The organism is Paraburkholderia adhaesiva (assembly GCF_021390575.1).
In the GTDB taxonomy this organism is placed as follows: domain Bacteria; phylum Pseudomonadota; class Gammaproteobacteria; order Burkholderiales; family Burkholderiaceae; genus Paraburkholderia; species Paraburkholderia adhaesiva.
Window position 1 is genome coordinate 2738912 of sequence record NZ_JAJEJQ010000001.1, and the last position, 12042, is coordinate 2750953.

10 protein-coding genes are annotated in these 12042 nt (G+C 62.9%); 2 read left to right on the forward strand and 8 right to left on the reverse strand.

What is annotated here, in order from left to right; all coding sequences use genetic code 11:
- Positions 1 to 37: 37 nt before the first annotated feature.
- The 7 genes from wecC to gloA form a co-directional block, all read right to left on the reverse strand.
- Complete coding sequence (wecC, locus tag L0U80_RS12445) at positions 38 to 1276, reverse strand: UDP-N-acetyl-D-mannosamine dehydrogenase (RefSeq protein ID WP_233864519.1); 1239 nt, start codon at positions 1274 to 1276, stop codon at positions 38 to 40.
- Positions 1277 to 1309: 33 nt separating this feature from the next.
- Complete coding sequence (gene wecB, locus L0U80_RS12450) at positions 1310 to 2467, reverse strand: non-hydrolyzing UDP-N-acetylglucosamine 2-epimerase (protein ID WP_233864521.1); 1158 nt, start codon at positions 2465 to 2467, stop codon at positions 1310 to 1312.
- A 5-nt stretch (positions 2468 to 2472) separates the two neighbouring features.
- The gene (locus L0U80_RS12455) at positions 2473 to 4716 is read right to left on the reverse strand and encodes a polysaccharide biosynthesis tyrosine autokinase (protein ID WP_233864523.1); all 2244 of its coding nucleotides are present in this window, start codon (positions 4714 to 4716) and stop codon (positions 2473 to 2475) included.
- Between the two features lie 3 nt (positions 4717 to 4719).
- Positions 4720 to 5160: a low molecular weight protein-tyrosine-phosphatase gene (locus L0U80_RS12460; RefSeq protein ID WP_233864525.1), complete on the reverse strand. Its 441-nt coding sequence runs from the start codon at positions 5158 to 5160 to the stop codon at positions 4720 to 4722.
- Positions 5157 to 6428 carry a polysaccharide biosynthesis/export family protein gene (locus L0U80_RS12465; RefSeq protein WP_233864533.1) on the reverse strand — a complete coding sequence of 424 codons (1272 nt, stop codon included), beginning with the start codon at positions 6426 to 6428 and terminating at the stop codon, positions 5157 to 5159. Before L0U80_RS12465 ends, L0U80_RS12460 begins: the two co-directional genes overlap by 4 nt.
- Before the next feature lie 17 nt (positions 6429 to 6445).
- A complete protein-coding gene (locus L0U80_RS12470) occupies positions 6446 to 7855 on the reverse strand; it encodes an undecaprenyl-phosphate glucose phosphotransferase (protein ID WP_233864535.1) in 1410 nt (469 codons plus the stop codon).
- A 685-nt stretch (positions 7856 to 8540) separates the two neighbouring features.
- Positions 8541 to 8924, reverse strand: a complete 384-nt coding sequence (gloA, locus tag L0U80_RS12475) for a lactoylglutathione lyase (RefSeq protein WP_233864537.1) — start codon at positions 8922 to 8924, stop codon at positions 8541 to 8543.
- Between the two features lie 161 nt (positions 8925 to 9085).
- On the opposite strand from gloA, the gene panE reads away from it, so the two are divergent.
- Entirely contained in the window at positions 9086 to 10039 is a 954-nt protein-coding gene (panE, locus tag L0U80_RS12480; protein ID WP_233864539.1) for a 2-dehydropantoate 2-reductase, read from the forward strand.
- A 68-nt stretch (positions 10040 to 10107) separates the two neighbouring features.
- On the forward strand, positions 10108 to 11046 hold the full coding sequence (locus L0U80_RS12485) for a DMT family transporter (protein WP_233864544.1): 939 nt from the start codon (positions 10108 to 10110) through the stop codon (positions 11044 to 11046).
- Positions 11047 to 11208: 162 nt separating this feature from the next.
- Here L0U80_RS12485 and rsmA read toward each other — a convergent pair whose 3' ends face one another.
- A complete protein-coding gene (gene rsmA, locus L0U80_RS12490) occupies positions 11209 to 12042 on the reverse strand; it encodes a 16S rRNA (adenine(1518)-N(6)/adenine(1519)-N(6))-dimethyltransferase RsmA (protein WP_233864546.1) in 834 nt (277 codons plus the stop codon).

Consider the following 12042-nt stretch of genomic DNA (forward strand, 5'->3'; position numbering starts at 1 on the left):
TACAACTCTACTTATCGGGCAAGATTTCGATATCCGATCACGCGAGCACACCCCTGGTATCGATCACCACCTTTGCCTGCAGACGAATCGGATCGATGCTCTTGAACGGCGCGTGGTCGACCAGGATGACCACAATATCCGCCCGCGTCAAAGCGTCTTGAAGACGACCCAATTCCACGTGCCCTTGCAACTGCTCTGGCAAACAGTTGACATTCGGCTCCACCGCCACGACCTGCCCCGGAAACCGCTCCCCCAGCTCCCTCGCAATCTCCACCGCCGGACTTTCCCGCAGATCATCGATATTGGCCTTGAACGCAAGCCCCAGGCACGCGATCACTGGCGCCTTGAACCGCGTCGCTGCACGCTCGACCCGCTCGATCACCCAATGCGGCTTATCGTCGTTCACCGTTCGTGCCGTGCGAATCAAGCGTGCTTCGTCGGGCGCCGAGTCAACGATGAACCACGGATCGACGGCAATGCAGTGTCCGCCCACACCCGGCCCCGGTTGAAGAATGCTCACGCGCGGATGGCGGTTCGCGAGTCTGATCAATTCCCAGACGTTGATGTCGAGCCGGTCGCAGATCAACGAAAGCTCGTTCGCGAAAGCAATATTGACGTCGCGGAACGAGTTCTCAGTGAGCTTGCACATCTCCGCCGTCCGCTCGTCGGTCAAGATGCACTCGCCGCGCACGAACACCTTGTAGAGTTCGCTCGCCGCCTCGCTACACCGGCGCGTCATGCCGCCAATCACGCGATCGTTTTCCACCAGTTCGCGAATGACATGGCCCGGCAGCACGCGCTCCGGACAATGCGCGACACGCACATCCGACGACTCCCCCGCCTGCTGCGGAAAGGTAAGATCGGGGCGCAACTCCGCCATCCAGCCCGCCATCTTCGCCGTCGCGCCGACGGGCGAGGTCGACTCGAGCACGACCAGGTCCCCCTTCTTCAGCACCGGCGCGATCGCCCGGCTCGCTGCCTCGATGAACGTCAGATCCGGCCGGTGCCCATCCATGAACGGCGTCGGCACGGCAATCAGGAATGCGTCGGCGGGCTCCGGGATCGTCGTCGCCCGCAGATATCCTTGTGTCACCGCCGCCTGAACCAGCATGTCGAGTTCCGGCTCGACGATGTGAATGGCGCCACGATTAATCGTGTCGACAGCGTGCTGGTTGACGTCGACGCCAATCACCTTCTTGCGGCGAGCCGCAAATGCTGCAGCCGTCGGCAACCCGATATAGCCGAGGCCCATCACCGATATCGTTTCGAATTCCATTGTTTTCACGCTCTCGCTACTGTCTTTTTCAGGTCAGACCGGATGAATTTCGGCCGCTTCTGCGCGCCTTAGCGCCCGCGCGATGCGCTCGCACGCACGCCCGTCGCCATAGGGGTTTTCGCCGCGGCTCATCGACCGATACAGGTCGTCGTTTTCCAGCAGTTGCGTGACGCCCGATACGATCGCGTCGACATCCGTGCCGACGAGTCGCACCACGCCGGCATCGACAGCCTCCTGGCGCTCGGTCGTGTCGCGCATCACGAGCACCGGCTTGCCGAGCGACGGTGCCTCCTCCTGTACGCCACCCGAATCGGTGAGAATCAGGTACGCACGATCCATCAGGCTGACGAACGGCAGATAGTCGAGCGGCTCGATGAGGTGGACGTTCGCGATTCCCGTCAGAAGCCGGTTCACCGGTTCGCGCACGCTGGGATTCAGATGCACGGGATAAACGATGTCCACTTGCGGATACGCCTTCGCGAGCCGGGCGAGCGCGGTGCAGATGCGCTCGAAGCCTTCGCCGAAACTCTCCCTGCGATGGCCGGTCACGAGAATGAGCCGGCGCGCCGTGTCGAGCGCAGGCAACACGCGTTGTGCGTCGTACCTCAAGTCACCGTCCACGGCGAGGCGCTCACGCACGTGCAGCAGCGCATCGATTACCGTATTGCCAGTGACGACAATCTTTTCGTCCCGCACGCCCTCGGCGAGCAGGTTCTGCCGCGCCATGTCCGTCGGTGCGAAATGGAGCGACGCCAGGGCGCCTGTAAGCTTGCGGTTCGCCTCTTCTGGCCACGGAGAAAGCAGATTGCCCGTGCGCAATCCGGCCTCGACGTGTGCCACGGGAATGCGCCGATAGAACGATGCCAGTGTCGCGGCGAGCGTCGTAGTCGTGTCGCCGTGGACGAACACGATGTCGGGCTTGACGCGGTCGAGCACGTCGCGCATGCCGGACAATATGGTGGTCGTGATGTCGAACAGATCCTGACCGCGTTTCATCACGTTCAGGTCGTAGTCCGGTCGGATGTCGAACAGTTTCAGCACCTGGTCGAGCATCTCGCGGTGTTGTCCCGTCACGCAGACGAGGCACTCGACACCTGCGTCGCCCTGAAACCGCTTCACGAGCGGCGCCATCTTGATCGCCTCGGGCCGCGTGCCAAACGTCAGCAATACTTTTGTTTTGGGCCTTTCCATTTCGCTCAACGCGGATTCTTGTCGGTTTTCTTGCTGTAGTTGGAATACGCACCGTAGCTGGCACCCCGCTGCGGGACGTCGCTCAGCAACACGCCATTGACCGTCACGCCGCCGCTCGAAAGCTGACGTGCGGTCTCCCGGAGTTCGGCGCCCGAATGGCGTCCGTGGCGGACCACCATCAGCGTCGCACCGGCATGCTTGCCAATGAGAACCGGGTCGGTCACGGCGAGAACCGGTGGCGAATCTACGATCACCATGTCGTAGAGGGCGCCGAACTGCTTGAGCAATTGCCCGACGCGTTCTCCGAGTAGTAGTTCGGACGGACGCTCGGGGACCGAGCCCGCCATCAACACGTCGAGATTCGGAAGTAGCTGGCGATGAATAACGCCGTTGGGGTCGGTACCGGCGATCACATCCGATAAACCCGGGCTTCGCTGCAGCGAGAAGTACGAGTGAACATCGCCGCGGCGCATGTCCGCGTCGATCAGGAGGATCTTCTTGCCTGTCGCTGCGAGCAAGGTTGCGAGATTCACGGAGACGAACGATTTGCCCACGCCCGGGCGCGGGCCCGTCACCATGACGACGTTGTTGTTCTCTGGATCGAGTACGCCATTTGGCTTGAGCACGCCAAACTGCAGCGCAGTGCGCAGGCTGCGCAGGCCTTCGACAGCGATGTCGTCGGGGAACGCCGCCGCGAGCACTGCCGGCCGCGACGGATCGTGGCGTGCGGACTCCGTCAACACATGCTGCTTATCGCTGTGCGAGATGATCGCGTAGACCGGGACATCCACCGCCTGTTCGATTTCCGCCGGACTTTCAAGCCCGCGGTTGAACATGCGGCGGCCAAGCGCAACAACGCATCCGAGCAGCAACCCAATCGCCGCAGCAAGCGGAATCACGAGAATCTTCGTCGGCCGAACCGGCTTCTCGGGCACGACCGCGTAGTCGACCGTCCGCACATTGCCCTGTTGCCCCGCTTTGAGCACGCGCAGCTGCTGGGTGCTATCGAGCAGCTTCATATAGAGGTCGGCGTTGACCTTCATGTCGCGCATCAGGCGCAGCGCCTGCTGCTGCGTGCCGGGCAAGCCACTCACCTGCTGCTCGTACTCGCGCTGCTGGCTTTCGATTTCAGCGATGCGCGCATCCATGGCCACGACGGAAGGGTGCGATGCGGTGAAACGTTGCACGAGATCGGCGCGCTGCTGCTGCAGTTCGATCAGACGCGTCTTCGCTTCGACTACGGACTGCAGCAGCAGCTTGCCCTGTGAATCGAGATCGATCACGCCGGCCTTCACGCGAAAAGCGTTATAGCGCGCCTCCGATTTGTCCAGTTCCGCGCGCAGTTGCGGAAGCTGCTCGCCGAGAAACTGGAGCATCTGCTGCGCCTGCGCCGACTTGCGGTCGACGTTGTGCTGAACGTAGAGGCTCGCGATCGTGTTGATCGTTGCCGTGATGATGTCCGGGTCTGGACCGTCAAGCTTGACGCGAATGATCCCCGAGTTTTTCGTCTTTTCGGCGATGTCGAGCGCCTTCTGCAGGTCCGCGACGGTCTGCTGCGTCGACATTCGCTTGAGATCGAAACGCGTGCCGTCGCGCGCGAGCAGCGACGCGACGTTCAACTGCACCGGCCCTGCTGCCGTGTTTGCACTCGCCTGTTCGCCCACGCGTGCGCGCAGCACGGTGTTGCCGTCCGGGTCCTGCAACTCGTAGCGCTGTCCGTCCAGGTTGATCAGCGTGAACGTCTTGTCGATCAGACGCGGCGGAACATCGAACTGCGACACACCGATGCGCTCGCCGCCCCACGCATAGCTGGACAGACCGAGCACGGCATCGGCAACGCCATGGTCCGGCGCAAGGTAACGCGCGATCGCCGCGCCGATCAACGGGAAATGGTGAGGCTGCGCGTCGACGTCCAGATGCAGCCGCCGCACGGTCTCACCCACGACCGCACGCGAGCCGATCAGTTCGATTTCCGCGTCGGAAGTCGCCTGCGTCTGGAACAGCGACGCCAGATCGCCGAGCTTGTCGTTGATCGAGCCGAGGCCCGCGTCACTGTCCACCTGGATCATCGCGTCACCGCGATAGACAGGTGTGCCAAAGAATGCGTAGATCGTGCCGAGTGCGAGCACGACCGCTGCGACGATCGCAATAAGGGAAAGATTTTCGCGAAGTACGGCGACGACTTCCGACAGGTTGATTTCGTCCTCGGACGACGTGTCGTCCGAATGGCCTTGCTTGAGAAGATTCATGATTTAGTGAGTCAGTCCTGCCAGAACGCCGCGCCAGTGCGCCACGCCGTGTTCGATCTGGGCGAATGCCAGCTCGAATGCCGCCCGATGCCGACGGTATGGATCGACGACATCGACGCCCTCATGCTCGGTGAGGCGATACACCTTGCCGCGCGCAAACGGCCATGCCGTTTCGATCTGCTCGCGCTGCGCCTTCGTCATGGTGAGAATCAGATCGGCGTCGCGCACGCGCTCACCGGTGACCTGCGACGCAGTGTGCGCGGCGAGATCGACGCCGCGCGCGCTGGCTATCTCCGCGATGAGCGGATCAGCACCTTCACCCGTGCGCGCATGTGTGCCCGCCGAGGTGAACGCGATATCGGGCAACTCGCGCGTGAGCAGCGCACACGCGAGCGGACTGCGACAAATATTGCCTTCGCAAACCACCAGCACCCTGCTGATCATTTCGCCACCACTCCCGCTGTCAGGCCCGAGTTGATCGCCGGCAGCAGCAACGTGAGCACGCGGTTGAAGCGAACGAGGCCATTGCCGTCGACGTAAACGACATCCTTCGGCTGGAGATCGAACTCCTTGGCGACGAGCATCGCTACCGGCGAGCGTCCATCCAGATGGAACACCTCCGGCGTGCCGTTTAGCGCGCCGCGAATCACGAACATCTGCGAGGCGTCGGCCGTTGTTGCGTTGACGCTGCCGGCCTGCGAAAGCGCATCCGCGAGCGTGATGCGGCCTGTGCGGCGCGGAATGGCCGACAACGGCTTGTTCACTTCGCCCATGACGTAGACGTCGTTTTCGTCGCGGGCGACGACACGCAGGAGGTCGCCCGACATCAGAAAGAGGCGCGACGGGTTCAGCCCGCTCGCCACCATTTGCGTGAAATTCACCCGATGGGTAACGCCATCGCGCACGAGTACGACATCGCTCTGGTCGGCGGTATCGCTAAATCCTCCGGCACGCGCAACCGCTTCGTAGATCGACATGGGCACGTCGTTCACTGCGATGGCGCCCGGGTTGTGCACTTCGCCGTCGACGTAGACATCGTGTGCGCGATAGGAGGCCATGCGCACGGTAACCTGCGGCTTGACGAAGTACTGGGCGAGCTGTGCGCTGAGGCGCTTTTGCACCTCGTCAGTACGCAGACCCGCAACGTGCAGCGTGCCCGCATAGGGGAAGGTGAGATCGCCGGACTGATCGACCACAAAACCCGATGGCGGATCGCCAGGGCGCGAGGACTGCTGTGATTGCGAAGTGCCCTGGGCCTGCGCGAGTTCCGGGTGGTCCCACACCACGATCTGGAGCACGTCACCCGGGCCCATTGTGTAGGGTCGCGGGGTGGCCGAGAGCAGCTTCGCCAACTGCGTCTGCGCGCTCCGCCGCTCTTCCTGCAACTGCTTTACCAGCGCAATGTCGAGTTCCGTGATGGGCACTTCGGGTGTCGCCGCTGTGGCATCGGCTTTCGCTGGCGCACGCGAGGCCCCTCGCGCGGTCACAGGTACGAGTTCCGTACCGTCGTCACGAACACCGCCGGCGACCGCCGGTGTGGCATTGCCCAACACGACCCGGTCTGACGCGCTTGATACCGTCATGCGCATGCCTGGCGCCATCGCGCACGCGCCGAGCATGACGCACGCGCCAGATACAGCGGCCGCTCGCAAGCGGCTCGATACACTCTCCGGACCCGTCGCGCGCGACAGGTTCAATAATCTAATGAGCACGTCCAGATTCCAGCCGTTCAGTATGCGTTGCGATGAACCAGTCCCTTCACGAACGTCATAAGGACGATCCGCATGTCGAGTGCGAAGGACCAGTTGCTCAGGTAATACAAATCGTGTTCGACGCGCCCCTGCATCTTCTCGATAGAGTCGGTTTCGCCGCGAAAGCCGTTCACCTGTGCCCAGCCGGTGATGCCGGGCTTGATGCGATAGCGGTGGATATAGCCGTCGACGATGTTCTGATAGAGCGCGTCGTGTTCGATGGCGTGGGGTCTCGGTCCCACCACGGACATCTCGCCGCGCAGCACGTTGAAGAACTGCGGCAGTTCGTCGAGGCTCGTTCGCCTCAGGAATGCGCCGACACGCGTCACACGCGGGTCGCTGCGGGTCGCCTGACGGACCACGCCTTCGGTCTCGGCATGCACGCGCATGCTGCGAAACTTGTAGATGGAGAAAACCTTGCCGTTGGCTCCTTTGCGCCGCTGCTTGAAGAACACAGGCCCAGACGAAGACAGCTTGACAGCGCACGCGATGGCGAGCAGAACCGGCGACAGTGCCAATACGGCGGCGAAGGCAAACGCCCGATCGAAGATGTCCTTCTTCGCAAGCGCCTGCGACGACAACGGCGAGCCGACGAGATTGATTGCCGACGTACCGTCGAGATCGACCATCTCGCCTTCGAAAAGCGCCAGGCCGCTGACGTCGGGAATGAACCGGATGTCGATCAGATCGTTATGCAAAAGCTCGGTGAATTCGAGGATCGTCCGTTCCTGCGAAAGCGGCAGCGCGAGCCAGACCTCCGCAATCTGGTGACGGCGAAGGTAGTCCACGAATCGACTGCGGTCGCGGAACGCGGGTGGCCCGCCGAGGCTTGCCACACACGCAGCGCCGGTAGCGAATGTCACCGCTACGCGGTAGGGCGAGTCGTCCGCTTGATCGACCTTGCTGATCAGGTGACGGCAATGGTCGCCACTGCCGACGATGGCCACGGCGCGCGTGCGGGCGCCCCGCCTCGCACGGCGCAGGGCAATGCCACGACCTGCGAGCCGGCACGCGACGATCCCGAGCGACGAGACGAGCGCCCAGCGTCCAACCCATGCCGGCGCGGGGCGATACGTCGGATTGAGCGCAGCAACAAGAAGCACCGACGCCGCGTACACGAGGAGCCATGCCACGATGGGCAGGCATACGCAACGCAATAGCAGGTGCCGCCGCCCGACGCGGTACATGCCGAAGACCGGAAAGCAGATGAGCGCGAACAACAGCGCGAACGCGAGCACGGCGCTATCAAAGCCGTTCTGACTGTTGGTGCCCGCGAAACGCGTCGCCAGCAACGCGCCCGCGACGATAACGACCGCGTCGAATACACGAACCGGCATACCGAGCCGACGCAGGCTGGGACCTGAATCCGCATGAGCAGGCGAATGCATGGCGCGTGCTACGGATGAATGCCGGCCGGCGACGCGGTAGTCGCGTAGTCTTGCTGTACCTGCGGCCGCTGGGCCGGACAGGATGGGCGGCTCACTCCCGGAAAATTCTGATGCACCATGCATTGTCAGATAAGGCAAAGACCGGAATGGATACGAGAAATAAATCTCATGGAGCGGGTCCCCTGGAAATTCAGAGCACTTGCGCGCGCAACGTCCAGACATTGGCCGCATCGGATGGCACCGTGCGAACCGCGCAAACGTTCTCGCGGGATGGGTTTGGCGGCTAATGTCTGAGCCGCTGAGTTTCGTTTAGTCCGACTACCCCGCATATAGGATTCGTCCGAAATATCCTCAGAGCTTTTTAGGCATCAAAGGACAGGCACAGATGTCGGAACGAACGCACATGCCAGTATCAAACTGACGGATTGTTAAATTTCAGCCATTTAATTCGCAGTACAAATTGAAGCAAAAATAGATTCGCTAAGAGAAATCAATGGCGCTAACCGGGGAAAACGCGGGGTATGTATGCACCATGCGATGGACGCATGGCTGATCGACGACAGTGCTGCGCAGGCGCGAGAAACAGCGTCAGATGGCGAAGCGGCGATTTACTTTCTACCGACAGATCACCACCCGCGAGAGGGTACGGGCGCCGGTATGGTCCGGCGCCGCGCGAGAAACTTGCTTACTTTTTCTGAATAAATTCGATCTTGTACCCATCCGGATCGGTCACGAACGCGATCACGGTGGTGCCGTGTTTCATCGGCCCGGCCTCGCGCACGACGGTGCCACCTTGCGCCTTGATCTTCTCGCAGGCGGCGTAGGCGTCGTCCACTTCCACTGCCAGATGCCCGAAACCCGTTCCCAGGTCGTAGGACGGCGTATCCCAGTTGTGGGTCAGTTCGATCACGGCCCCGTCGCGCTCGTCGGTGTAGCCGACGAATGCCAGCGTGAATTTGCCCTCGGGGAAGTCGTCGCGGCGCAGCAGTTTCATGCCGAGCAGTTCGGTGTAGAACTTGATCGAGCGATCGAGGTCGCCGACCCGGATCATCGTGTGAAGCAGGCGCATCGTAAGCTCCGTTTTGCGGTCATCAAAAACCGGACTGTATCAAAATCTTGCCCGCCCTGCCGGCGTCGGCAAGCTCCGTCGATTTGCTCTAGCATGAACGCCATCCCGGAATTGCCGTTGGCGGCACGTCAAAATACCGCCGATCGATACAAGGAGCAGACATGCGGATTCTCGTTGTGGGCGCAGGCGCGACGGGCGGTTATTTCGGCGGACGCCTCGCGGCCGCCGGGCGCGATGTGACATTTCTCGTGCGGCCCGCGCGCGCCGCGCAATTGCGTGAAGACGGGCTCGTTATCCGCAGCCGCTTCGGCGACCTCACGCTGCGCGATGTCAGAACTGTCACGCAGGACGCACTGCAGGCGACTAGCGCGCAGCCATTCGATGTCGTGCTGCTCAGCTGCAAGTCCTACGATCTCGACAGTGCGATCGAGTCGTTCGCCGCGGGCGTCGGCGCCTCGACGGTGATCCTGCCGCTCCTGAACGGCATGCGCCATCTCGACGTGCTGCAAGCGCGGTTCGGCACGCAAGCCGTGCTGGGCGGCGTATGCCTGATCGCGTCGACGCTCAATGCGCAGCGGGAAATCGTGCATCTGAATGACCTCCACGCGATTGGCTTAGGCGAACTGGGCGGTGGGGTCTCGGCGCGCGCACAAGCCATCGCCGATACATTCTCCAACGCGGGTTTCAACGTCACGGCGAGCGACCGCATCCTCCAGGAGATGTGGGAAAAGTGGGTGTTCCTCGCGTCGCTCGCGGGCTCGACGTGTCTCTTTCGCGCGCCCATCGGCGCCATTCTCGCCACGCCCGATGGTGAAGCGATCGTCGAACGTCTGTTCGCAGAGTGTCGTGCGATCGCAGCCGGGAATGGCCACGCGGCGCGCGACAAGTTTGTCGAACGCTCGCGCGCGATGCTCTTCACGCCCGGTTCGCCGCTCACGGCATCGATGTTGCGCGACGTGCAGAACGGCTCGCGAATCGAAGCGGATCACGTGCTCGGTGACCTGATCCGGCGCGACAGCACAGCGCCGGCGGGCGGCGCGGTCTCGGTGCTGCGCATCGTCTATAGCCAGTTGAAGGCCTACGAGGCACTGCGCGCAGCGCCCTCAGCGCCATAGGGTGATCGTCGATTATTGCAGGTGGAGTTTGATATCGTAGTGCTCTTCCTACAGCCATCCACTCACAGATGAGCACGATCGCCGTACACGCACGCCGCGCCCCGGACAGCCAGGCTGTCATCCTGATGATCATGCTCTGCGCGATCTGGGGCCTTCAGCAAGTCGCCATCAAAAGCACCAACGTGGCGCTGCCGCCGGTCTTTCAGGCGGGGCTGCGCTCGGCGATCGCCGCTGTGCTCGTGTGGGGCTGGGCAAGCGCCCGCGGCACGCCGCTCTTTCGCAACGACGGCACGCTTGCCGCCGGCCTCCTCGCGGGCGTGCTGTTCGCCGGCGAGTTCGTCTGCATCTTCCTCGGCCTCTCGATGACGAGCGCTTCTCGGATGGCCGTGTTTCTCTACACCGCTCCGTGCTTCACCGCGCTCGGACTGCATTGGTTCACGCCCGGCGAGCACATGCGGCGCACGCAGTGGATCGGCGTGATGGTGGCGTTCGCGGGGATGGCGCTTGCGTTCGCCGATGGTTTCGCGCGCAACGGCACCGCCGATACGCACGCGATGCTCACCGGCCTTGCGGGTGACGCGCTCGGCGTGCTGGGTGGCGCGTTGTGGGCCGCTACGACGGTGGTCGTGCGCACGAGCACACTCGCGCGCGTGAGTGCCAGCAAGACGCTCTTCTACCAGTTGTCGGTCTCTGGCATCGTGCTGCTCGCGCTCGCGGCGGGCATCGGCCAGATCGAGGTCCGCACGGTCACGCCGCTTGCGCTCATGGCGCTCGGCTATCAGGCCGTGGTGGTTGCGTTCGCGAGCTATCTCGCGTGGTTCTGGCTGCTAACGCGCTATATGGCGTCACGGCTTTCCGTGTTCTCGTTCCTCACGCCGCTCTTCGGCGTGACGTTTGGCGTGCTGCTGCTCGGCGAGTCGTTCAGCTACCGCTTTCTCGCGGCTGCGCTGCTCGTGCTGAGCGGGATCGTGCTCGTCAACGCGCCGGCGAAGGCTAAGCAAAACTGAAACGCCGCGGGCGAGCGAGAGCGACGCAAGCACGTAAGGTCGACCCAACGTCGGATGGCTTTGGCGGCCTTGGAGCATCCCGAAACGACTGCGGGCGCTTTCGCGCCCGCATCGTCTGTCCGGCTTGTGGGTCATTAGCCCCGCGTTAGCCTCGCGCTACGCTCAAGCGCGCTCCGGCGACGCACCGTTCAACGCCTGAGCAATCCGCACGTACTCCTCCACCGGCACATCCTCTGCGCGGCGCGCGAGGTCGAAGCCGAGCCCCTCGAAATCCACCCGGTCGCGATAGTCGGACAGCGTGTTGCGCAGCATCTTTCGCCGCTGCGAGAACGCGGCCGTCACGAGCTCGCCGAGGATCGCCGCATCCACCACAGGCAGTTCATGCGGCGCGTACGGAATCATGCGGACGATCGCCGAATCGACCTTCGGCGGCGGCTGGAACGATTCGGGCGGCACGTCGATGAGTTTGTCGATGACGTAACGATACTGGAGCATGACCGTGAGCCGGCCGAACGCCTTGCTACCCGGCTCGGCGACCATACGCTCGACGACTTCGTTCTGCAGCATGAAGTGCTGGTCGATCACGCAATGCGCGAAGTTCGCGAGGTGAAAGAGCAACGGGCTCGAAATGTTGTACGGCAGGTTGCCGACGATGCGCAGCGACGGCTTTTCACCGGGCGCCGCGAGCGAGCCGAAGTCGAACGCGAGCGCGTCACCCGCGTGCAGCTCGAGCAGCGGGCCGAATTTCTTGGTGAGCCGCGCAATCAGGTCGCGATCGAGTTCGACCGCATGCAGCGGCGATTCGGGTGTGGCGAGCCGCTCGATCAGCGGCTCGGTGAGCGCGCCGAGCCCCGGCCCGATCTCGACCATACGTTCGCCGCGCTGTGGGCGAATCGTGTCGACGATCGAGTCGATCACGCCCGTATCGACGAGAAAATTTTGCCCGAAGCGCTTGCGCGCGAAGTGGCCTTGATGCTGTCTGCTGCTGTTGGACAT